The following is a 24,855-nucleotide window of genomic DNA, read 5'->3' as shown; positions in this document are numbered from 1 at the left end:
CAGTATTATTGATAATGAAATGGATCCGTTGATAGTCGTGAGATGTCTACCTCTATTTTTTCTGGTAAAGCATCAAGGTTTGTTAAGAAATAATCTTTTACCCCTTCTTTCATTACTTCTTCCACATGGTGACCTGGATCAATCAGACAAAGACCAGCTTCTTCGGCGTCTTGTGCTTCGTGAAAGGTTAAATCGCCGGTAATATATAGATCAGCACCAGCATTACGAGCTATATCGATAAATCCTTTACCACTACCACCTAGTACAGCAACTTTCTTAATCATTTGATCTTGGTCCCCAATATAACGCAATGTCGAAATATTTAAATTGCGTTTTACGACTTCAGCGTACTCTGATAACTTCATCGGCTGAGGCAGCTTACCAATACGACCTAATCCCTCTTGTTTTCCTTTATTAGCGAGCGGTACTAAGTCATATGCCATTTCTTCATATGGATGTGCCTTCTCTGCTACCTGTATGACTGAAGACAATTGTGTTTTTTTAATAATAGTTTCAACCTTATATTCAATGGTTTCTTCTATTTCACCTTGTCTACCAAGGAATGGATTAGTTCCCTCTAACGGTTTGAATGCACCGGTTCCTGTAGTTCGGAAAGTACAATGGCTGTAGTTACCAATATATCCGGCTCCAGCGTCCCCTAAAGCATCTACCAGATCATTTAAGTGTGTTTGCGGAACATAGACGATAAATTTTAAAAATTGTTCCTCTACTGTTGGCACTAAAACCTTTGTCATAGTAAGTTCTAATCGTTCTGCCAACAAGTCATTCACACCGCCATTGACTACATCAAGATTGGTATGTGCAGCATAAACGGATATATTATGCTGGATTAATTTTTTAACTACGCGCCCTTTGGGATCTTGAAAGTCAATATTCTTTAACCCTTTGAATAATAGTGGATGATGCGCAATAATGAGATCAACGTTATTTTCAATAGCCTCATCTACAACAGCGTCTATTACATCTAAAGTGACCATTAGTTTATTAACTTTTTGATTTTTGTCCCCCACTTGTAAGCCGACGTTATCCCAAGACTCTGCGTAGTGCTTAGGAACCCATTTTTCAAATAAACGGATTACATCCTTAACGGTCGTCATCTCCTATTACCTCCTCTATCCATTCCATTTCTATTTCTAACTTTTTGATTTTTTCAATAGGTAAGTCAGTTGCTTGGTTCATCTGGTTAATCAGCTTCATACGTTTCTCTTTCTCATTAAACCATTTCTCGTAAAAAACATTACTTTTTTTCTTCAGAAGATATGGACCAAATAATTGTTCTCTTCCCGAAAGTTCAATAGGAGCATTTCGATAATCGCTGACAATGATCTCATAAATATAGCCATCTTCTGAAATAATGTCTTCTGCAACAATCTGATATTGATGCTCTATTAACCACTTACGGACGATTGGGCCATCAATATTAGGTTGTAAAATTAAGCGTGAAACACCAGATAATTTAGATTTACCTTCCTCCAGAATGGTACGGATCAGTTTACCTCCCATACCGGCAATGGTAATTTGATTGACTTCTTCTTCTTCTCTAATTACTTCTAAGCCATTTCCTTTTCTTACTTCAATACGATCGCCTAGCCCCTGTTCTCTAACGGTTTGCTTTGCCCTTTCAAACGGACCTTGATTAACCTCCCCAGCAATGGCAGTTGCATTCTCATGCCGTGCACAAACATAACATGGTAAATAAGCATGATCAGAACCAATATCGGCAAAATATATAGGCTCCTGGAGATAGTCAGCTAATTGTTCTAGTCTTTTTGATAACATGATTCTTGTCCCTTCACTATTTAAAGATAAGAAAACCGGATAAAACCCACCCGGCCCTGCTCTATTCTGATTCACAAAAGATACAAACTGCGAAGTTGTGAAAATTCTGTTTAATGAGCTTTCTTCCATTCCTCTGAAGTTGAGTGTGCTAATTCGTCGCTGCGGAAAAACACTCCCTTTCCGGGGGCACGGCCTCAGCTAACTTGGTGAAGAAAATCACTTCACCAAGTGGATCTTCGGCTCGCACTGTTTCCCCAGGAGTGTCGCATTTTTCCGCAGCTTAGTGTGTATTTCTTATCAAGTAAGAAAGAATTCACAGAATATATTCCCAAAAGTTCACTTCTTTCGATAATCAGAACACTACGCAAAGCGGAGGCAGAATACGCAGACTCCTACAGGAACAGCGCGAGCCGAAGACCCCACAAGAAAACGTTCTTTGTTTTCTGAGGAGGCTGAGGCCGTGCCCGTGGCATAGAAGACACTGTAAGTTGAACAGATGTCGCACTTGTGCCCTCGGGTGAAAGCGAAGTATTCTGCCGGAGCATTTCCCAGCACTCACCATCAAAAAGGTGGAAGAAAGCAAATCTACGCAATTAGTTACTGCGCAGTTTATGGTTTTTGTGCATATGTTACAACTATATAGTCTTATGAAAAAAGCCTTCTGTCGAGACAGAAAGCTTTTGCAAATTTATTCTTGCCCTTCAGACAGCCATTCAGCTAATACTGTAGCTTCTTCATTACTTACTAATCCTCCAGGCATATTACCATTATCGGAACCGTTAATAATCATACTTTCAATTTCCTCAACACTTAGTCTCTCATTAACATCATTAAGAGATGGACCACTTCCACCTTCTAAATCACCACCATGACACCCGATACAGCTTTGGATTAATGCTTCTGGATCTGCTGCTTCTGTTGTTTCTCCTTCATCCCCACCATTTGCAATTTTTTCTTGTTCATTTTGCCCCACTACGGATAAAATGATCATTGCTAAAATCCCAAGAACAGCAATAAGTGCAAAAGGTATAATTGGATTTTTTTTCATCGTTTTTTTTCCTCCTTCAATTACACGTCAAATTTGGTTTGTACAACCCAATAAATGTTTCAAATATGTATAATGGAAAACCATCTTTATTTTACTTCAAAATAAGCAAATAGAAAAGTGATACTCATTAAAATTCATGAAATTGTCTAAAAATAGTGAAAACCTAACATGATTGTTAGAATAATTAAAATAAAAACACCTGCTATTTGCAAGAAAAATTGTTTTTTTATCTTACCAAAGGTAATCCAAGAGATACTATTGATAAAAATCCATATATACACTATTCCCGATATACGTATATAATCAGTCATCCATAACACAGTAGAAAATAAAAACACTACAAAGCATATCATAACTGCATAAGAATCTTGCAATTCATCATGTCGTGAAAAAAGTTTTATCATAACAAACGCAGTACATAATGTGAGAACGATACCAATCATTTGTGCAAGAAGATTATCTGTAACCTGAAATATTAAAAAAGGTAATAATATGAGTAATGTATCCAGAAAATAAAATAGTAAGTAATATGGTGTTTGCTTCGCTCCTTTATCTTCCTCTGTAGTAACCCCTTCACCTTCCGTATATAGAGCTAGTAAAAAATCACAATACTGATTTGGTAACAATTGAGATTTCTTCCAGTAATTAATTTCATTAATAATTGTTTGCTTACGTTCCTCGTCCATTAATACCATCTCCAAGTCTGATTCACTTTAACCATTATATCGGATAATTATGTGAAACATTGATAGCCTTAGTGAAAATTCAAAATGAACTATCCTCTTTTAAAGAAGATAGTTCATCTATCACACTTAGAAATTTATTCCAAGAAATCTTTTAATCTTTTGCTACGACTTGGATGACGTAATTTTCTTAATGCTTTTGCTTCAATTTGACGAATTCTTTCACGGGTAACGCCAAATACCTTACCTACTTCTTCTAATGTTCTTGTTCTGCCATCATCTAAACCGAAACGCAATCGTAATACGTTTTCTTCACGATCTGTTAGTGTATCTAAAACATCTTCTAATTGCTCTTTTAATAACTCATATGCTGCATGATCAGATGGAGATGTAGCTTCTTGATCTTCAATAAAGTCTCCAAGGTGCGAGTCATCTTCTTCACCAATTGGTGTTTCCAATGATACTGGTTCTTGAGCAATTTTCAAGATTTCTCTTACCTTGTCAGGTGTTAATTCCATGTCCTTCGCAATCTCTTCTGGAGTTGGTTCTCTTCCCAGATCCTGTAATAATTGACGTTGAACACGAATAAGTTTATTAATTGTTTCTACCATATGAACAGGAATTCTGATCGTTCTCGCCTGGTCTGCGATTGCTCTTGTAATCGCTTGTCGAATCCACCATGTAGCATAGGTACTAAACTTAAATCCTTTACGGAAATCAAATTTTTCTACTGCTTTAATAAGCCCCATGTTTCCTTCTTGAATAAGATCCAGAAATAACATACCACGGCCTACATAACGTTTTGCGATACTTACAACAAGACGAAGGTTAGCTTCAGCTAATCTTTTTTTGGCGTATTCCTCACCCTCTTCAATTCTTTTGGCAAGGTCTATTTCTTCTGAGGCAGATAATAAATCGACTCGACCAATTTCCTTTAAATACATACGAACTGGGTCGTTAATTTTAATTCCTAACGGTACACTTAAGTCATTCAGATCGAATTCTTCCTCTTTTGAAAGCTGTTGCATGGTAGGATCTTCATCTGAATCCCCTATCACTTCTACACCTTGTTCATTTAGGTACTCATAGAATTCATCCATTTGTTCGGATTCTAATTCAAAATTTGATAATCTTTCTGCTACTTCCTCATATGCTAATACACCACGTTTTTTACCCAATTCCAATAATTGGTCTTTGGCCTGCTCAATAGTTAACTCAGCTTCTTTTGAACGTGATGGCTTGTTTTCTGCCATGAGTGCCCCTCCTTCCAAAACTAACTCCAATTTTTCGATTGTTGTTTTATCTTTATAATCTCCATTGCCACCTTAGCTGCTTCTTTTGGATCTGTTTTCTCTAACTGTTTCATTTGTTGTTGTAGTTGCTTTATTTTTTCGCTTTCTGTCTGTTCTGATTGAATAAGACGAATATAGTCTTGGAGCTCCTTCTCTGACATTTCCCAAGAATAATCCATCATTGATAATTCAACAACAGTTTGTTGAAGATTTGCATCATCCAGATATGTTAAGAAATGACTGGGATCAGGTGAATTCCCTTCTTCATAATATCCGTACAAATGGGTTACAATAATTTGATGTTGCTCTGAATTGAACTTAGATCCAATCGTTTCTCTGACTTTTTCTGCAATGTGAGTATTTTGTAACATAAATGCAATCAAACGGCGTTCTGCATTTTGATATGCTGGTGGTAAGGCATTTAACGGTTTTGGTGCATATTTCTGTTGATTTCCACCATTAGTATTACCAAACCTTTGCCGGTTATCATCATTTTTTTTGATATTTCGTATTCGAGACTTTAATTCTTGTGATAAAGCATCATAAGCGAGATTAAATTCTTCTGCTAATTCTCGAATATAATGATCCCGTTCAATAGAACTCTCTAACTGTGCAATTTCCCCAATTACTCTTTCTACATATTGCAGTCGATCTCCTTCAAGTTTTAAATTAAAATTCTTTTTTAAATACTTCATTAAGAAGACCATTTCTGTATCTGCAGTTCCAATTACCTGTTCTCGGAATTTGTCACTTCCATACTCTTGAATATATTGATCTGGATCATAATTATGAGGTAATGCTGCTACTTTTATGTTACAACCAACTTTTTTGAATAACTGAATAGCTTTATAAGTAGCGTTTTGGCCAGCATCATCGCCATCATAACAAAGTAAAACTGTATCGACATACCTTCTTAAAAGACTGGTATGTGATTCTGTTAAAGAAGTTCCCAACGATGCTACACCATTCATAACTCCAGCCTGATGCGCTGCTATAACATCTGCAGATCCTTCAAAAAGAATTACTGCTCCTTTTTTCCGAATTTCACTTCTAGCTAGATCAAAGTTGTAGAGTAATTTGCTTTTTTTAAACAAAGATGATTCAGGACTATTTAGATATTTAGGTTCCTGATCTGTAATGGTTCTTCCTACAAATCCAATTGTTTTACCTAAATGATTACGGATAGGAAAAATAACTCTTGCTTGAAACCGATCATAATAGTTTCCTTCATTGCCAGCAGTTAATAATCCTGCATTGGCCATTACTTGTTTATGGAAACCTTTTTTCTCTAAAAATTGTGCAATAAAGTCTCTTGATGTTGGTGAATAGCCAATTTGAAACTGATCGATTGCCTCATCTGAAAAGCCTCTGTCATATAGGTATTCCAGAGCTTTTTTTCCATCTTTTGAATGGCGTAATAAATGATGATAAAGTTTTACTAACCATTGGTAAGCATCTAAAATCGCCTGTTCCTCGTTATTAACCCTTTCAGTTGATGATTCTTTTAATTCAGGAATAGACTGACCAGATTTTTCAGCTAAATAGCGAATAGTCTGTTGAAAAGTGTATCCTTCCATTTCCATAATAAATGTAATAACATTGCCACCCTTACCACATCCAAAACAATGATAAATTTGTTTATCTTGATTAACGGAAAAAGAAGGTGTATTTTCTGAGTGAAATGGACAAAGCCCAAAATAATTACGACCTTGCTTTTTTAATTGAACATATTCCCCAACAATATCGACAACATCATTAGCATGACGAAGCGATTCAATTGTTTCATCTGACACTTGATAGGCCACTATTTACCACCATTTCTCAAAACTTCTCAATTCAAAAGTTCGACATTTTTCTCATTCTTGGTATAAACACATCTATCACTGTGTTATGCTAAACAGCCTCTTGTTAAGATAATACCTCCAACCTAGATGATATAAACACCATATTAATATAATTAACATTATTTATATGATGACACTGAGTTAAAAAATGTCGAATAACAAAAGATCTTACTCGTTACATTATTCTACACAAAACCGCAAATTCCTGCTTGATTCAAAGTTTTTTTGAAAAAATGTTGAAACATAACACAATGTTGTAACATTTTTATTTATCATCAAATGTTGAAATAACTAACTAAAGTTTATTATATTAGTCAGTAATGTACATTTTATTAATAATATAAACATTTTCACAAAATATAATTATAATATATATTCATATTAATTTCCAACATCTTAGCTTATTTAATCACTCGCCTTATTATCATGTAAATCCCAATAAGGTTGATTGATCAAATTTAAAATGATATTAGCGATTTCTTCGACAGCTTTATTCGACACATCGATAACTGGACACCCAAGTTGATGAATGATCTTATCAAAATGATCTAATTCAGATTCAATGCGGTCTAGATTCGCATATGCAGCTTGATCGTCCAATCCAAGACTTTTTAATCGCTCTTTTCTAATGCTGTTTAATTTTTCGGGACTAATTCTTAATCCTATACACTTATGGGATGGAATATTAAATAATGAAGATGGTGGTTCTACTTCTGGTACGATCGGGACATTCGCAACCTTTAATTGCTTGTGTGCTAAATATTGTGATAACGGTGTTTTAGACGTTCTAGAAACCCCTATTAATATGATATCGGCTTGCTCTACTCCTCTTGGGTCTCTACCATCATCATATCGGACTGCAAATTCTATCGCTTCCACTCTTCTAAAATAATCTTCATCCAACTTATGAATAAGTCCTGGTTCTTGTTTTGGTTTCTTTTGAAATTTCCGTTCCATTGCCTGAAGCATCGGTCCCATTATATCAACACATTCGACATTTTTATTGGTGGCTTCCTGAATTAAAAACTCTCTGTACATTGGGTTGACTAACGTAAAGCCAATCATCGCACCTAATTGTTTTGCGTGGTAAACTGCACCACGCAAAACTTCAATATTCTCTACATATGGTATGCGATATAAATCATAGTCATTTTCACTCATAAACTGACTGAGTGCTGCCTTTGTAACAAATTCTGCTGTTTCTCCGACGGAGTCAGAAACAACATAAATGATTGCTTTTTCCATGAACGTGATGTCCTCCTCAGTCCGTTACGATCTGCGTTTGTTTCCATTGGACTTTGGTTAAATCTGCAAATTTATTAATTTCATTGGCAATTACTTTTAATAATGCTAAACGATTATGACGAATCCTTTCATTATCAGCCATTACCATTGTATTATCAAAGAAATGATGGATAGGCTTTACTAATGGTGTTAATTGATCCAGCGCTGCTTTTGCATCTTTTTTGGCAAGTGCACTCTGATAATAATCTTTTATATCTAAATATGTTTGATACAACTTATATTCCTCATCCTGTTCAAAAAGACTAGATTCAACAATATGCCCTTCTGCTTTAGTTGCTAAATTCAATACACGGACAAAAGCTTCTTGTTTGTCTTTAAAATTAGAATCTGCACGTTTGTCTTTCAATAATTGGGCTTTTTCTAACAGTAAAGAGAAATCGGACAATTCACTGACAAGAACCGCATCAATGATATCTGCTTCAATGTCTGCTTCTTTCATAATATATGCAGCACGTTGTTTAAAAAATGATTCTAATTGAATTAATACCTGAGATTTTTCAGCTTTTGAAATATCTTTTGCATCAAATAATTCAAATACCTTTTCGAGTAATTGATTAATATTTAAATCCCAACTACTATGTTGATTGATCTGCAAGATTCCTAATGCTTGTCTTCTTAAAGCATAAGGGTCTTGAGAACCACTAGGTATCAACCTTACCGCAAAACATCCGACAATGGTATCAATTTTGTCCGCAATACTCACAACAGATCCTACAACACTATTTGGCAATTCATCATAGGCATTTCTTGGCATATAATGTTCTTCGATTGCTTGTGCTACTACATCATCTTCACCAAATATGGTGGCATATTTTCTTCCCATTGTACCCTGTAGCTCCGTGAATTCATTAACCATGTTAGTAACCAGATCAAATTTACTTATCTTAGCAGCTCTGTCAACTTGAGTCTTTTCTTGCTCAGAGAGGTCTAATTCCTCTGCAATTATTTCGCATATTTCTGTTACACGTTTTACTTTATCGGCAATTGTACCAAGGCTTTCCTGGAAAACCATGCGATCTAATTGTTTTAAGTTATGGTCAATCGATTGTTTTTGATCTTCTTCATAGAAAAACTGTGCATCCTGTAATCTCGCCCGTAATACCTTCTCATTACCTCTTGCTACCGTTTCAATGTGATCACTTGTACCATTACGCACCCCGATAAAGTATGGCAATAACTGATTTTCTTCAGTTTGTACAGGGAAGTAGCGTTGATGTTCTTTCATGGATGTAATAAGTACTTCTTGTGGTATATGCAAAAATTGCTCACTAAAATGGCCAAAAAATACAGTTGGATACTCTACTAGATGAGTTACTTCTGTTAACAAATCATCATCAACCGGAATTTTCCATCCCTTTTCCTGTTCCAGTTGTTTAATACCGTCTGTAATCATTTTTTCTCGCTTCGTTGTTTCCGCAATCACATATTGGTCATTTAATAGTTTGGCGTATGAAGATGGAGTATTTATTGTTATTTTTTCTCCTAAAAATCGGTGTCCAAAGCTCACATTACTTGTGTGTACACCAGCTATCTCAAAAGGAATAATTTTTTCATCTTGTAATGCCACAAGCCATTTTATTGGGCGAATATAACGTAAGTTTTGATCAGCCCAACGCATATTTTTAGGAAAGTTTAAACTTAGAATAATATCTTTAAAATCTTGTAACAACTCTTCTTGTGTTTTGCCTTTTAAAAATTTGTTCACAAAAATATAATTCGTTCCGTTAACTTCTTTTACATAAAGGTCATCTACAGACTTCCCTTGACCTTTAGAGAAACCGATCGCTGCTTTAGTCCAATTACCAGCATCATCCTGGGCAATTTTCATAGCAGGTCCTTTTGCTTCTTCTTCTTGATCTGCTTGTTTATAAGCTAACCCTTCAATTAATACAGCGAATCTCCTTGGTGTAATATATATTGTTAGATTTTGATAAGCTAATCGAATATTTTTCAGCCAGTCGATCGTTTTATTCTTTAATTGCTTTTCGGTATCATTCATAAAACGAGCTGGCATTTCTTCTAAACCAACTTCAAACAAAACATTAGTTGTTTTCATGACTATTTTCTTCTCCTTTCAACATGGGGAATCCAAGTCTTTCTCTTTCTGCTACATATAGTTTAGCAATCTCTCTCGCTAAATTTCGGACACGTCCAATATATCCTGTTCGTTCTGTTACCGAAATAACACCTTTCGCATCTAATAAATTAAAGGTGTGAGAGCACTTCAGAACGTAATCGTAAGCAGGAAAAACTAAATCTTTTTCCATTGCCCGCTTTGCTTCTCCCTCGTATGTAGAGAATAATTCAAAAAGCATCTCGGTATTGGATTCCTCAAATGTATATTTTGAGTGTTCATACTCTGGCTGATAGAAGATATCTCCAACTGTTACACCTGTTGTCCATTCTAAATCAAATACATTTTCCTTATCTTGAATGTAGGAAGCTAAACGTTCAAGCCCATAAGTTATTTCCACGGCTACAGGATTCGCTTCCAAACCGCCAATTTGCTGAAAATAAGTAAATTGTGTTATTTCCATACCATCTAACCAAACTTCCCATCCCAATCCTGCTGCACCTAGTGTTGGATTTTCCCAGTTATCTTCAACAAAACGAATATCATGATACGCTGGGTCAATACCTAACTTTTCTAATGATTCCAAATATAGCTCCTGAATATTGTCAGGAGAAGGTTTCATAATGACTTGGAATTGATGGTGTTGATATAATCGGTTTGGGTTTTGTCCATAACGACCATCTGCTGGACGGCGTGATGGCTCAACATATGCTACGTTCCATGGTTCCGGACCAAGACTGCGTAAAAGGGTCATTGGCGACATCGTTCCAGCCCCTTTTTCAACGTCATATGCTTGCATTAAGATACAGTTTTGATCTGACCAATGCTTTTGTAATGTTAAGATCATCTCTTGAATATTCATCAGTACTTCATCCTCCTATGTATAGAACGTTTTGTAAATCGTTAATTAGCAAAGTATGTTATAAAGTGAGACTTCCATCAGTTAATTTTACGGACATCGCACGAGTGAAAATTATCAATTGGCGAGACTTTTCCCCATTCTCTCGGGCAAGAGTGTCTCCGTTTATGATTTTGTACTCAAAACGTTAGAAAAATTGAAAACCCGTCCCTATGCCTTATCAATAGATAAAGCATAGGGACGGGTTTGCCCGCGGTTCCACCCTACTTGTCACCCAGTGAAATAGGATGACCACTTTCAAAAAAGTTGCTCCAGAGTGCCTTCCTGATTTTGATCTTATTCAGCTTCCACCAACCTGAATTCGCTTGAAAGACAATGATCAGTACTACTCTCTTTCTTTGCATTCCGCTATTCATTTCATTTTTACATAATACGCAACATTACGCCAATTGTCAATTATAATTTATCATTTAACTGATTCATTTGGTTCAAAAATCTTTTAGACTTCAAATAATACCCACCATGTTCTTCATAATATTGCTCCATAATTTTTTGAAGGATCATTTTATTTTCTGGCTTTACTGAAATATTCCCGATTTGTTCCACCTCAATCCAGGCGAATAACGCCATTAGTTTAGCAACTTTCTCGGGAATAGCGATAGCATTTTCATCTAGACGTAAGCAATTCCTGCATAACAGCCCACCATTTGAAATAGAAAATGCTTTTAAATTATGTGGATTTCCGCAAGAAACACATTTTGTTACTACAGGAGCAAATCCAGCTTCATGATACATCTTCCATTCATAAATCATGGTTAGTATCTCCGCATCATTACCTTCATTTATCCGTTCGACCGTATGTAATAATTGTTGATAGACAAATGGGTTATACCTTTTAGAATCGATCAATTTATCTGTTAATTCTGCTAAGTAACTTGTATAGGCAGTCTTAAATATATCTTCCCGTATTTTACGAAAAGAAGTAATCATTTCTCCTTGCTGAATAACAGCAAGACCTGATCCAGGCTGAATAAGAAACGAAGCATGAATAAATGGCTGCGTAATAGCAGCCATTCTACTTTTTGTTTTCTTTGCACCTCTTGCTATAGCACCAACTTTTCCTAGTGTTGGTGTTAATATAGTCACAATTTTATGTGTTTCCCCATAATCCTGTGTTTTCAAAATGAAGCCTTCAACTTTTTCAAACACAAGCTTCACCTTTCCCTTTCACTCATTAAAAATGTGTATCCTCAAATAACGGATCGTCTTCTTCTTCTTCGTCAAAATCATCTGACTCAACTTGTTTCATCCATAAGTACGCTTCGATATTTCCTGTTTGGCTAAATATTTTCCATGGTACATCGATCACAATAAACCTCACCTTTCCTTATGGTAATCTTTCATTGTGTTCAATATTAGATTTTCCTGAAATTCTAATTCAATTAGTTAAAATATTTACCATGTATCAAACTACAAACAACAAACTTATATAACCTTCACAGCTGAGATATTATATATCATACAACTTTTAATATTCATCCTGCTTAAAACCGAATTCACTTAATTGATGGTCTTTGTTTCGCCAGTTTTCTTGAACTTTTACCCACAACTCCAAATACACTTTCGAACCTAATAGCCGTTCAATATCCTTTCTTGCTCGTTTTCCAACTTCTTTTAACATTTGGCCTTGTTTACCGATAATAATGCCTTTTTGTGATTTTCTTTCAACCACAATTGTAGCCTGGACTAATACTTTTTCATCTTCATCACGATTATCAATACCGTCCATTACAACAGCAATTGAATGTGGTACTTCTTCCCTTGTTAATTGTAAAACCTTTTCACGTATCAACTCACTAATGATAAAACGCTCAGGATGGTCAGTAACTTGGTCCTCCGGATAATATTGGGGACCCTCCTGAAGGTTCTCCGTAATGACTTCCATTAAATGATTTACGTTATTTCCTTCCAGAGCTGAAATAGGAATAATTTCTTTAAATGGATACTTGTCCTTATATTGGTCTATAAGTGGCAACAGTTGATCTGGATGAACAAGATCAATTTTATTGATGATTAGATATACCGGTTTTTTGATCGACTCTAAGCGATCCATAATATACTGATCACCCATACCATATCCTTCATCCGCATTAATCATAAACATAATCGCATCTACTTCATTCAAGGTATTTTCGGCTATTTTTACCATAAAATCGCCTAATTTGTGCTTAGGCTTATGAATTCCAGGGGTATCAATAAATATGATTTGTTTTTGCTCATCCGTGTATACACCTTGTATTTTATTTCTGGTTGTTTGTGCTTTGTCACTCATAATTGCAATTTTTTGACCAATAACATGATTCATAAAGGTTGATTTTCCTACATTGGGTCTACCGATAATTGCTACAAATCCTGATTTAAAATTGTTATGCATAACTTTTCCTCCGCTTTAATTCCTGTTGTTTTTCTATAACATAATAATACTATATCTTCTCTAAGATTTCATACTTTCGACAAAACTAGTGGTAAAGTTTAAAAATGTGTATTCCTTATTTTTTGATCATAAAATCTTTGGCATGAAAATGAGAATTGCGACGAGAATTGCCACAATAGCAGTAACTAAGACTGCACCTGCAGCCATGTCCTTTGCAACTCCGATCGCAGGCCGATGCTCAGGTTCTAAATGGTCTAAAGCTCTTTCCAAGGCAGTATTCATCATCTCCATACTTATAACTGCACCAACCGTCAAAGATAAAATTGCCCATTCTATCATTGATATGGAATAGAGTAAGCCTGCAACAAATACAATCATCGCCGCAATGATATGAATGTTAATATTTCGTTCAGTCAAAATGGCAACTTTAAGTCCTTTCAACGCATACCGCAAACCAAAATGAAATTTATTTCTCCCGCGATAATCCGAACCCATTCAATAACTCCTCTTGTCTTGAAAACATTTTCTTTTCATCATCTTCATTCATATGGTCATACCCAAGCAAATGCAAAAAACCATGCAAAGCTAAAAACCCTAATTCTCTTGTGAAAGAATGATTGTATTCCCCGGCTTGTTCATTTGCTTTATCAACAGAAATAATGATGTCTCCTAGCGTAACTGGAATATCAGCCCCAATTATCCTAATTTCTTGATCAGCTTCTTCTTCAAGAGCAAATGATAATACATCTGTAGGATTATCCAGTCCACGATATTGTTTGTTTAACAGTTGAATTTCCTTATTATCTACAAACGAAATCGACAATTCTGAATCTTCTGCCAACTTCTCCTGTTGTGCAGCGTACGAAAGCAATTGGGTTATTAAATCAAAATGTTCCTGTGATACTTCTTCAGTTTCATCATAAAAATCTATTTCCATGTCTATTTCGCCTCTTTCATATTAGATTCCTTTGGGTACTGAATGCGGGAGTGATAGATACCTTTTAATGTCTCACAAATAACTAATTTCATTTGTTCCAATTCCTTAAATGTTAATGTACTATCATTCAACTGGCCGTCTAATAATCGGTCTTCAAAAATAGAAGAAACAACTTTTTCAATCTCTTCTTGAGTAGGGTTAGCCAACGATCGTGTAGCTGCTTCAATGGAATCACAAATGGATACAACTGCAGCTTCTTTCGTCTTTGGCTTTGGACCTTCATATCGAAAGTCCCCTTCATTTACTTTATCATTCCGCTCTTTCGCCTTATAATAAAAATATTTCAGTAAAGTCGTACCGTGATGTTGTAGAGCAATCTCAATAATCTCGTTAGGTAATTTTTCTTTTTTTAGCAACTTTGCGCTATCTACAGGATGTTGCAAAATAATTTCTGCACTTTGATAAGGGTCAAGATAGTCATGAGGATTTTTCATCCCCATCTGATTTTCAATAAAATAATGTGGTCTGACTGTTTTGCCAAGATCATGATAGTAAGCTGCAACGCGAGCTAATAAACCATTTGCTCCAATCGCTTCACTGGAAGCCTCACTTAAATTAGCTACCATGATACTGTGATGATAAGTTCCAGGAGCTTCAATTAACAGTTTGCGTAATAATGATTGATTGGGACTTGATAAAGCTAAAAGCTTTGTATCGGATAAAATGCGTAATCCCGACTCAAAAAAAGGCAACATCCCCATCGTTAGCACTGTAGCGATAATAGCAGACAGAAATCCATACCCACCTAAAGATAAATAATCCAACCATGTATATTTTTCAAATGATAAGAATAAAAATAAATAGATTGTTACAATATTAACGATGGATGTAGCTAACCCGCTCTTAATAATTGATCCTCTATCTTTAATCGCCGATAAGGAGAAAATACTAGCTAACTGGGAGAACATGATAAAAATTCCAGCTTCCATATTTAACAGGCCTGGAATATCCGCATTAAATATGACACTGCCGATCACAGCATAAAATATCGACATTACAATAGCAATTCGTTCGTTAACTAAAATTTTTAATAACATAGATACCGTGGCTACTGGAGTGACTAAATATAAAGGATTAATCGATGTTGTATAAAAGCTTACTACTTTCATCACTAACACAATAAAAATACTTAACACGCCAACTGCTATTAATTTACGAAAATGAAAATCAGAACTATTCATATGGTGACGTAATTCAAAAAATAAAAATAAGCCAATTAAGGAAACTAACAGAAATAAACCAAACATCGGATAAAAATTCCGTTCTTCGTTTAAAAGCCCAGTAACTTCTAACTCTTCGTATATTTCATTAGTAATCAATTGACCTTCTTCAACAATCACTTCACCTGCTCGTATCATAACGGGTTCTACACTATTTCTTGCTTGTTGTTGGGCTTCATTTGTTTGATCAGCAGAGAAAAATGAATTAGGTTGTATGCTAAATACTATAAGTGGACGTAAAGCCTCAACAAAAGAATCTTCTAACGTAGAGTAAGTCAGCTTTTGCTGTGCTTCCTGAATAGCTTGATCAACTTCTTCGACTTTAATGCCATTATAATACGCATCGTAAAGGGCTGTCGTAATCAATTCTTTCGCTAACACTCTCTCTTCATTTGTAGCTTGAAATAATGCTCTAAATGTTTCTGCATCAACTTCAAGTAGTAGTTCATCGTGAACTAAATTCTCAAGATAAGCAACTTTATTTGAAATAGTCTCCAGGTTTTCTTCCTTTGAATCTAACTCAATATTTCCTGTTTCGATCTTATCAATCGCTTCGAAAACTTCATTTATATATGTAATTTGCTCTTCTGTAATTTCTCCGGAAACTTCAAAATGCTCCTCAACAGATTGGACAACTTCTCTGATTCTCCGTTCAGTTTCTTCGGTATTCTCGATCGAAATAGGGGAACGAATCGTTTCTTTAGCTGCAGAGAATTTTTCGATATCATATGTTTCTGTATTAACATTTTGGAATGTTACGACAAAGAATATACTTGCAATAACGAAGCATGCTGTGACTAATTGCATACTATTATGCTGAAAAAAAGAAACGAATTGTTGCTTTAACAACCAAAATTTTTTCATTTTGATTCCCCCATTCTTCGGGCATACCTTTCACATTACTGTTCTACAAAAGAGTTGCCCGAAAAGTCTCGCATATTCTTTTGGTGTAAACATACATAACTTTTGAGACAACTCCTTATGACTATTCAAAGCAGTTTATTTAATTTTCATATGCTTCAATAATTTTTTGAACAATAGGGTGTCGGACTACATCAGATTGTGATAAATAGACTACACCGATCCCTTTCATATTGGATAACTTCTCTTTTGCCTCAGTTAAACCTGACTGAACCCCTTTGGGCAAGTCAATTTGTGTAACATCACCAGTAATAACCATTTTTGATCCAAAACCTAAACGGGTTAAAAACATTTTCATTTGTGCATTGGTCGTATTTTGTGCTTCATCTAAAATTACAAAAGCATCGTCTAATGTTCTTCCACGCATGTAGGCAAGAGGAGCAATTTCGATCGTGCCTCTTTCAATTAAGCGCATCGTATGTTCCGTACCCAGTACATCATGTAAAGCATCGTATAATGGGCGTAAATAAGGGTCGACCTTCTCTTTTAAATCTCCAGGTAAGAATCCTAAACTTTCTCCTGCCTCTACTGCTGGTCTGGTTAAAATAATTCGCTTTACTCTACCATTTTTTAGTGCATGGATAGCCATCACCACAGCCAAGTACGTTTTACCAGTCCCAGCTGGTCCTATCCCAAAGACAAGATCATTCTGTTTCATTGTTTGCAAGTAGTGGCGTTGTCCTAGTGTTTTTACACGAATCGATTTTCCTTTTGCATTCTTTGTAATCTCATCCTCGAATAACGTTTCTAATTGATTAATTTTCCCTTTTTTTGCAAGGTCTATTGCATAAATAACATCCCGCTCTGTGATTGTAATTCCTTTTCTAATGATAGCCAACAGTCCGTTTAATACTTCTTGAATTACGTTTACATCTGTATTACTACCAGAAACACTAATTTGCTCACCACGAGAAGTAATCGATACTTGTAATTGTTCTTCTAACTGCTTTAAATGTCGATCTTCTGTCCCAAAAAGTGTTAGTGCTTCATTTGGATTTTCTAATTGTAAATCAATCATTTTTAGATCTTCTGACATAATCAATCTCCTTGAGTAATTGGTTGTTTCTTTGCAATATTTTCTAGTACAGTATAATACAAGGTTAATTTTACTTTACCACTCTCTACACTTTCGTGCAAAACTTTTTCATCCGTAATTTCTGCATCGTGTGGAATTTCCCTCATTAACTCCCTCTTACCTTGCTCTAATGCAATATTTTTTGCTTTTTCTTTACTTACTTTTTCCTCTTTTAATTCTGCATCATAAATGGATTGCTTTACATAACTTATTGGAAGTTTCCATTTCAAAAAATAAAAATTTTTTTCTTCAACATCAACTTGATGATGTTTATATTCAGGCTTTTCAAAGTTCCAAATTGGAATTAAATATTTAGAAATATGCAAGTAATGTTTTTGTTCCATTTCACCAGTAAGTACAAGATACTGGTTGTCCAACGGTACGGTTACTTCACTTTTATACCATACTTTTGCAATTACCTCTCCTTCTGCTGCCACAGGCTTCCTTTCATCATCATCTTCTTCAGATTCTTTAAGATAACCAGATACTAAAATATCTCCTTGATAAACTACATCATTGGCGCTTACAAGAGGTTGTCCTCTTGAAACGAACAAATCTTCAATAACCCCTTCTTTTGTAGCTACCAAATGTCCAGCTTCTTCCTCTTCTTCTTTTTCAACTATGGTCTTTTCGACACCTTCCAGATGAAAAGCAGATCCATTTCTTTTCACACCAATCCATAATAATTCAGGAACATCTGTTAATAACTGTTTTTGGATAGTTGCTGGAGAAGCTATATTCCACTGAAAACTGCCTTCTTCCAAACCATAATCTTCCAACTGATGAATGACTTTTGTTTCGATTTCTTCATCTAAGCCAGATACATCAATTCTCCAAACAATATTAGACATGAAGAATATAACTGCTATAGCGATAAAGAATCCAATTAGTAGTGGTTTTTGATAGGTCAGGTGATGAAGAAAAAATGGTAGTCCATTGCGTCCTTTAAAATATACTTTGTGAATGGTCTTTCTTTTTACTACCCTTAGTTTAGGCAAATCAGCTAATTTTATTTTTCCTATTGCTATTGTTTCGTTCTTTTTTTCGATATCCCATGACGCAATATTAAATTTTGCACACAAATCAAAAAAACGTTCTGGATACTCTCCTTTTATTTCAATTGTAATATATCCTGATAACCAATTTTTGCGTTTGAAAAACATAAGCCTTTCCCTCCGAATTTAGACTTTACGATTTCTCAAAGGTAATATCTTTTATATTACCTTCTAATAAAATGTCTTTATCTATCATTGTTTTCAGTACAAAGTTATCTCCTGTTATTCGAACATGTCCTTGGTGAACTTTTAAAAGCAATTCGGTAGAAGAAAAGATGATAAGACCTTGATGATTTTCTATGTACGCATGAATCGATCCGATCATTGTAATTCGTGGCAGTTCCAACGTAACTTCAGAAGGCAAATCAAAAGTACGTGTAAAAGCAGACATAAATTTTTCTTTTATCTTTTTCACTGAGCATATGCCTCCCCTCACCTTCATTCTATGAAAATATATAAAAATAAGAACAGTTATACGTAAAGTTAAGTGCTAGAAAATCAGATCAAAGACAGCTAAACCGACACTTAGCAAAATTGTCGGTGAGGTGGAGTTCTTTCATGAATTTTTAATGTATAGAAAAAAGCCGAATGGTTTTTCCATTCGGCTTTTTTTATCGGTCGTTCCGATAGTATTTTCTTTTTTGATAGGCACGTGGCGGCCCCAATACTTCTGACATAATAATACCTTGAGCAATCCCTTTTGACGTTAAGTTTTTTTCAATTGAAAGAGAAATTTCTTTTTCATTATCTTTACGGTATGCTTTTTGTGTCGGACCATTCTTAATGGCATCATGCTTACCAAGCTCTTGATCTTGGTTTTTATCTCGAATTTTTTCTGAACGGTGGATTTTTTTATTCAATTCTTCCATTTGCTCTTTCTTTTGTTGGGCAAATGTTTCTTGTCCAGAATCGATATTAGTTTCCATTCCCTGATGATTAGGGACAGATTGTGCTGTTGTTTCGGTTCTTGGGTGCTGTGTATTACTTGTTGTTTGTTGATCAGTTCTTTGCGGTCTTTGAGGCCTTTGTGGACTTTGCTGTTCATCTTTAGATTTTGACAGACCAAAAAGCCAAAACACAATCGCTATTATCGGGACAATAAAACTTAACAATTCACTCATTTACATCTTCCTTTCAAGGACTTTTCCAGTAGTTAATTCACTAGTTACGCAACTGGAATAATACACTTCCAGCAGAAGTCTCCTATTCCAGTTGCTGTACTATGAAACAAATATAATCTAACTTATCTGAGAAAATCCCTATGAGGACTCTTACTTGTTATTTTCGTCCTCATCATTGTCTGTTTCAGTTAATTTACCGATAGAATCACGCATATCTGTATCAGCATCAATATTCTTATAATTCATATAATCCATTACACCCATGTTGCCAGAACGCAATGCTTCTGCAAGTGCTTTTGGTACTTCTGCTTCTGCTTCGACAACTTTGGCACGCATTTCTTGAACTTTTGCAACCATTTCTTGTTCCTGCGCAACCGCCATTGCACGACGCTCTTCTGCTTTCGCTTGGGCAATGTTTTTATCTGCTTCAGCTTGATCTGTCTGTAAGATCGCACCGATGTTTTTACCGATATCTACATCGGCTATGTCAATGGATAAGATTTCGAAAGCTGTTCCAGCATCTAACCCACGGTTTAATACGTTGTGAGAAATGGAGTCTGGGTTTTCCAGCACTTTCGTATGTGCTTCTGAACTACCAATAGTACTTACGACACCTTCACCTACACGGGCAATAACAGTATCTTCACCTGCACCACCGACGAGTCGTTCAATGTTTGCTCGAACAGTAATTCGTGCTTTCGCTTTTACTTCAATACCATCCATCGAAATACCAGCAATAAACGGTGTTTCAATTACTTTCGGATTTACACTCATTTGTACTGCTTCTAATACGTCACGTCCAGCTAAATCGATCGCTGCACAGCGTTCAAAGCTTAATTCAATATTTGCTCGTTGTGCTGCAATTAACGCATTTACAACACGGTCTACATTACCACCAGCTAAAAAGTGACTCTCTAGTTGGTTTGTCGTTACATCAATACCTGCTTTGTGTGCTTTAATCAATGGATTAATAACACGTGAAGGTACAACCCTTCTCAAACGCATCCCTACTAAGTTAAAGATACTTACTTTTACACCTGCTGCAAGTGCACTAATCCATAGCATCACTGGTATAAAGGTAAATAAAATAGCTACAACAATGACTATTAATCCAATCCCTATAATGGGCAAAAATGTTTCTAAATCATTCATATTCTATTCCTCCTAAAAATTTCTTATTTCTCTTACCACTATTCGTGAACCCTCTACTTTTATAATTTTAATCGGAGTGTTCACGTTAATAAACGAACCTTCTGACACCACATCTAACCTTTCCTCTTCAAATTCTGCAGATCCAGACGGCCTTAGTGGTGTCACGCTAATTCCTTCTTTACCAATTAATTCTAATCGATTTACAGAAGAGACGTAGCCTTGCTCTGTAGTTGTCGAGTCACTTAGAATAACATGTCTGAAGACTCCTTTTTCAAAACCAATAGTTTTGAATAAAATAACAGAAACAATAATACTCGCAATAAGTGCGATAGCTATACTTAGGGCCATATGCCCCGGATCATTAGTTGACAAAAATAATGAGCCTACTATCGCACCGATACCAATGAAACCAATAATCCCCCCTGGCGCAAATATTTCAATAATAATTAAAACAACACCCACCACCAGCAGGACAATAGCTTCATACCCTGCTAAACCTGCTACAATATGCCCGTAAAAATATAGAATTAAAGAAGCTATTCCAATTGAACCGGGAATGCCAAAACCAGGTGAATATAATTCCACTATTAAACCGATACTTGCTAACGATAATAGTATGGGAACGACAACTGGATTCGTCAGAAATCGTGCTACTACTTCTGCAGCTGTTGGTTCTGTTTCAATAATTTCTGCTTCAGATAACGATAAGTCACTTAAAAGTTCTGTCCGATGGCTCACAATCCCTTCAGCATAATCTATTTCTACTGCATAATTAGCATCCAAAGTAAGAAATTCACCTTCAGGGGCTCCATATTCAGGCAAATCAATGTTAGCATTAGCCATCGCTTCTGCAAACAACGGATCTCTATCTTTAGAGCTAGCTGCTCCTCTCATACTCGCGATCCATGCTGATTGTGCTTTTTTATCTGCAGCTGTCCCATCAGCATTTATGACACCACTTGCTCCCATACTTGTTTGTGGCTTCATATAGATATTATCTGTATTCAAGGCAATATAAGATCCTGCAGAAAGTGCTCTGACAGTAATAAGAGATGTTGTTTCAATCTCTAAATCCTGCAAAATTTCACCAATAAATGAAGCAGCATCTACACGTCCACCAGGAGTATTAATCTCAAAAATGACGTGATCTGCATCTGCATCACTTGCCTCAGTTGTTGTTCTTCTAATAAATGCTTCTAAACCTCGTTCTACTTCATTTTCTATCGGTATTACGTAAACAAGTTTACCTTCTCCATTTTCTTCGGCATGAACTTTTGTCTGAAAATCAGTGAAAGAAACTACTGCTGCAATGATTGAAATCGCAAGCAATAACAAAGATACGTACTTTTTCAATTCCCGACCTCCCTTCACTAGTGCTGTGACATATAAGCATCCATACGTTTATTATGTATAAAAAGTTTCATTTGTTAAACTAAAACCTTATGTCAACGCATACAGTTTATCATACTTATATCTAGAAGGAAAAGTATTACACTATTACATAGTGTATACATTTTTCTTCATCAATCATTGAATTACCTGACAATATGAATTCACACGCTTACAGCAAAATCTATAAAGTGTGGATTCGTTTTTTTATCGCCACTGATGGTAGTGAAACTTATTAAAGTGTAGCTTTGATTTACTCGAATCGGGAAAGTGGGGGTTAACGAACGGTTAGATTAGCGCCGTGATAAATGTTAGAAAGACCCTAGACTTATTCAATAAGCCTAGGGTCTTAATGATGAATGAAATCATTATGTTCATTTATGATAAGTTCTTTTGAACCAATTGATTCACTCTTGAGCCTTCTGCTTTACCTTTTACCTTAGGCATTAGGGCACTCATTACTTTTCCCATATCTTTTTTTGATTGAGCTTGAACTTCTTCGATCGTCTGAACAACTATTTCTTCTAACTCTTCATCAGACAGTTGTTCTGGCATATAAGCTTGTATTATGTTAATTTCATCTTCTAACTTGCTTACAAGATCTTCGCGTTCAGCTTCTTTAAATTCGTGGAGGGAATCTTTTCTTTGCTTTAGCTCTTTCGCTAAAACGTTTAATTCTTGTTCTTCAGACAATGTATCTTTCTGTAATTTAATGGCTTCATTTTGCATCGATGCTTTGACCATTCTAATTACACCTAATGTAACTTTATCTTTGTCCTTCATCGCCTGCTTCATATCCTGGTTCAAAAGTTCAACGATTGCCATTATTTCATTACACCCTCTTTAAAATTTACGCTTTCTAGCTGCCTCCGACTTTTTCTTACGGCGAACACTAGGTTTTTCATAAAATTCACGCTTACGATATTCAGATAATGTACCAGATTTTGATACACTACGCTTAAAGCGACGAAGAGCATCTTCAATTGACTCGTTTTTACGAACGCGAGTTGTGTTAGACATGCTAATTTCCCTCCCTCCGAAGCATACAACAAATATTAATACAACACATGTAATACATACATATGTCTCTTTGCAATTATAATATACCAATTAAAATAGGTCAACCGTTTAACTAGAAAAATTAGATAATGATACCAACCCTTTTTCTCGTATCATTTCATTTGTTTCGTTAAATAAATAGCTCTTCTCTTAAGAAAAATACATAACAGAATACCTACCGTCGTTTACATAGATAAGGCGGCGTCATCCATTATCCGAACAAATTGACCTTCGTTATACGGATAACCTGCTTTTGTTATTTTTACACGAACGATTTCACCGATCATATCTTTGGTTCCTTCGAATTTCACTTTCAAGTAGTTATCGGAATAACCTACCAGGATATTTGGTTGATTAGCATCAAAAGTTTCTTCAGGAATAACCTCTACAACTTCATTCACATAAGCTTTCGCATATGCTAATGCTTGTTCATCTGATTGTTCAATTAATGCTTGCACACGACGTTTTTTCACTTCATCATCTACTTGATTATCCATCCTTGCTGCTGGCGTACCGGTCCTTTTTGAGAAAGGGAACACGTGTAATTCCGAGTATCCAATTTTTTTAACAAAATCCATTGTTTCCTGGAACTCTTCTTTTGTTTCACCAGGAAAACCTACAATCACGTCAGACGTTATAGCTAAATGTGGTAATGATTTTTGGATTTTTGCTACACGTTTTTCATAGAAGTCTGACGTATACTTCCGGCGCATTCTTTCCAACACTGTATCTGACCCAGATTGTAAGGGAATATGTAGGTGTGGTACTATTTTTTTAGCAGCATCCAATACTTCGATCACTTCATCAGTAATCTGACTCGCTTCAATCGACGAAATACGGATACGTTTTAAACCATCTACTTTTGATTCAAGATCCCGTAATAGTTGTGCGAAGTTATAATCTTTCATGTCTTCTCCGTATCCAGCTGTATGAATACCTGTTAGGACAATTTCTTTATAACCAGCCTCCACTAATTGACGGGCTTGCTTCAATACATTATCAGGTTCTCTAGAGCGTAATAATCCGCGAGACCATGGAATGATACAGAATGTACAAAAGTTATTACAACCTTCTTGAATTTTTAACGATGCACGTGTTCGATCTGTGAATGCAGGTACATCCATCTCTTCAAAAACACGATTTTTCATAATGTTGGAAACACCATTAATCGGTTGACGGTGTTCTTGATGTTCTTCAATATATTGAAGCATTTTTCCACGATCTTGTGTACCTACAACAATATCAACACCTGGGATCTCCATAATCTCACCAGGAGATGTTTGGGCATAGCAACCTGTTACACAAACTACTGCTTCTGGATTACTACGAATTGCTCGACGAATTACTTGTCGGCTTTTTTTATCACCTGTATTTGTAACAGTACAAGTATTGATGACATAAACGTCAGCATGATGATCAAAATCCACTCGCATGTAACCCTCATTTTTGAATTTCTGCCATATTCCTTCTGTTTCATAATGGTTTACTTTACAACCTAATGTATGAAAAGCCACTGTAGACATTTCA

At 35.6% G+C, this 24,855-nt stretch carries 24 protein-coding genes and 1 other annotated feature; all 24 genes read right to left on the bottom strand.

From position 1 onward, the window contains the following. Positions 1-5 precede the first annotated feature (5 nt). Positions 6-1,118: a Nif3-like dinuclear metal center hexameric protein gene (locus tag BM121_RS08930; RefSeq protein WP_091483297.1), complete on the bottom strand. Its 1,113-nt coding sequence runs from the start codon at positions 1,116-1,118 to the stop codon at positions 6-8. Then, positions 1,105-1,875, bottom strand: coding sequence for a tRNA (adenine(22)-N(1))-methyltransferase (locus BM121_RS08925; protein WP_342714417.1), 771 nt, complete (start codon positions 1,873-1,875; stop codon positions 1,105-1,107). The genes BM121_RS08930 and BM121_RS08925 overlap by 14 nt, the downstream gene beginning before the upstream one ends. Before the next feature lie 613 nt (positions 1,876-2,488). Next, entirely contained in the window at positions 2,489-2,848 is a 360-nt protein-coding gene (cccA, locus tag BM121_RS08920; RefSeq protein ID WP_091483296.1) for a cytochrome c550, read from the bottom strand. A gap of 146 nt (positions 2,849-2,994) precedes the next feature. Next, a complete protein-coding gene (locus tag BM121_RS08915; RefSeq protein ID WP_091483295.1) occupies positions 2,995-3,534 on the bottom strand; it encodes a hypothetical protein in 540 nt (179 codons plus the stop codon). A 134-nt stretch (positions 3,535-3,668) separates the two neighbouring features. Next, positions 3,669-4,784 (bottom strand): RNA polymerase sigma factor RpoD, encoded by a 1,116-nt coding sequence (rpoD, locus tag BM121_RS08910; RefSeq protein WP_091483294.1) that lies wholly within the window; start codon positions 4,782-4,784, stop codon positions 3,669-3,671. Positions 4,785-4,804: 20 nt separating this feature from the next. Beyond that, positions 4,805-6,628 (bottom strand): DNA primase, encoded by a 1,824-nt coding sequence (dnaG, locus tag BM121_RS08905; protein WP_091483293.1) that lies wholly within the window; start codon positions 6,626-6,628, stop codon positions 4,805-4,807. 444 nt (positions 6,629-7,072) lie between these two features. Continuing rightward, complete coding sequence (locus BM121_RS08900) at positions 7,073-7,912, bottom strand: pyruvate, water dikinase regulatory protein (RefSeq protein WP_091483292.1); 840 nt, start codon at positions 7,910-7,912, stop codon at positions 7,073-7,075. 16 nt (positions 7,913-7,928) lie between these two features. Beyond that, entirely contained in the window at positions 7,929-10,028 is a 2,100-nt protein-coding gene (gene glyS, locus BM121_RS08895; protein WP_091483291.1) for a glycine--tRNA ligase subunit beta, read from the bottom strand. Next, positions 10,015-10,908 carry a glycine--tRNA ligase subunit alpha gene (gene glyQ / locus BM121_RS08890; protein ID WP_091483290.1) on the bottom strand — a complete coding sequence of 298 codons (894 nt, stop codon included), beginning with the start codon at positions 10,906-10,908 and terminating at the stop codon, positions 10,015-10,017. Before glyQ ends, glyS begins: the two co-directional genes overlap by 14 nt. 230 nt (positions 10,909-11,138) lie before the next feature. Beyond that, positions 11,139-11,313: a binding site (T-box leader), on the bottom strand. Between the two features lie 48 nt (positions 11,314-11,361). After that, complete coding sequence (gene recO / locus BM121_RS08885) at positions 11,362-12,114, bottom strand: DNA repair protein RecO (protein WP_091483289.1); 753 nt, start codon at positions 12,112-12,114, stop codon at positions 11,362-11,364. A 25-nt stretch (positions 12,115-12,139) separates the two neighbouring features. Continuing rightward, on the bottom strand, positions 12,140-12,274 hold the full coding sequence (locus BM121_RS08880; protein ID WP_091483288.1) for a YqzL family protein: 135 nt from the start codon (positions 12,272-12,274) through the stop codon (positions 12,140-12,142). 159 nt (positions 12,275-12,433) lie between these two features. Next, a complete protein-coding gene (gene era / locus BM121_RS08875; RefSeq protein ID WP_091483287.1) occupies positions 12,434-13,339 on the bottom strand; it encodes a GTPase Era in 906 nt (301 codons plus the stop codon). A gap of 126 nt (positions 13,340-13,465) precedes the next feature. Further along, positions 13,466-13,780, bottom strand: coding sequence for a diacylglycerol kinase family protein (locus BM121_RS08870; RefSeq protein WP_245780774.1), 315 nt, complete (start codon positions 13,778-13,780; stop codon positions 13,466-13,468). Positions 13,781-13,805: 25 nt separating this feature from the next. Further along, positions 13,806-14,276, bottom strand: a complete 471-nt coding sequence (gene ybeY, locus BM121_RS08865) for an rRNA maturation RNase YbeY (protein WP_091483285.1) — start codon at positions 14,274-14,276, stop codon at positions 13,806-13,808. A gap of 2 nt (positions 14,277-14,278) precedes the next feature. Beyond that, the gene (locus tag BM121_RS08860; protein WP_091483284.1) at positions 14,279-16,420 is read right to left on the bottom strand and encodes an HD family phosphohydrolase; all 2,142 of its coding nucleotides are present in this window, start codon (positions 16,418-16,420) and stop codon (positions 14,279-14,281) included. A 139-nt stretch (positions 16,421-16,559) separates the two neighbouring features. Continuing rightward, positions 16,560-17,513: a PhoH family protein gene (locus tag BM121_RS08855; protein ID WP_091483283.1), complete on the bottom strand. Its 954-nt coding sequence runs from the start codon at positions 17,511-17,513 to the stop codon at positions 16,560-16,562. A gap of 2 nt (positions 17,514-17,515) precedes the next feature. Continuing rightward, positions 17,516-18,715, bottom strand: coding sequence for a sporulation protein YqfD (yqfD, locus tag BM121_RS08850; protein ID WP_091483282.1), 1,200 nt, complete (start codon positions 18,713-18,715; stop codon positions 17,516-17,518). Between the two features lie 25 nt (positions 18,716-18,740). Continuing rightward, positions 18,741-19,022, bottom strand: a complete 282-nt coding sequence (gene yqfC / locus BM121_RS08845) for a sporulation protein YqfC (protein WP_091483281.1) — start codon at positions 19,020-19,022, stop codon at positions 18,741-18,743. A 196-nt stretch (positions 19,023-19,218) separates the two neighbouring features. Beyond that, positions 19,219-19,728, bottom strand: a complete 510-nt coding sequence (locus BM121_RS08840; RefSeq protein ID WP_091483280.1) for a hypothetical protein — start codon at positions 19,726-19,728, stop codon at positions 19,219-19,221. 150 nt (positions 19,729-19,878) lie between these two features. Beyond that, entirely contained in the window at positions 19,879-20,880 is a 1,002-nt protein-coding gene (floA, locus tag BM121_RS08835; RefSeq protein ID WP_091483279.1) for a flotillin-like protein FloA, read from the bottom strand. Positions 20,881-20,892: 12 nt separating this feature from the next. Then, on the bottom strand, positions 20,893-22,233 hold the full coding sequence (locus BM121_RS08830) for an NfeD family protein (RefSeq protein ID WP_091483278.1): 1,341 nt from the start codon (positions 22,231-22,233) through the stop codon (positions 20,893-20,895). A gap of 414 nt (positions 22,234-22,647) precedes the next feature. Beyond that, entirely contained in the window at positions 22,648-23,094 is a 447-nt protein-coding gene (locus BM121_RS08825) for a GatB/YqeY domain-containing protein (protein ID WP_091483277.1), read from the bottom strand. An 18-nt stretch (positions 23,095-23,112) separates the two neighbouring features. Beyond that, complete coding sequence (gene rpsU, locus BM121_RS08820) at positions 23,113-23,289, bottom strand: 30S ribosomal protein S21 (RefSeq protein ID WP_091483276.1); 177 nt, start codon at positions 23,287-23,289, stop codon at positions 23,113-23,115. A gap of 224 nt (positions 23,290-23,513) precedes the next feature. After that, positions 23,514-24,851 carry a tRNA (N(6)-L-threonylcarbamoyladenosine(37)-C(2))-methylthiotransferase MtaB gene (gene mtaB, locus BM121_RS08815; protein ID WP_091483275.1) on the bottom strand — a complete coding sequence of 446 codons (1,338 nt, stop codon included), beginning with the start codon at positions 24,849-24,851 and terminating at the stop codon, positions 23,514-23,516. Positions 24,852-24,855: the final 4 nt, after the last annotated feature.

Source organism: Gracilibacillus orientalis (genome assembly GCF_900114645.1).
GTDB classification, from domain to species: Bacteria; Bacillota; Bacilli; order Bacillales; family Amphibacillaceae; genus Gracilibacillus; species Gracilibacillus orientalis.
Note: the sequence above shows the minus strand (reverse complement) of the source record. Positions and strands in the feature narration are given on the sequence as shown.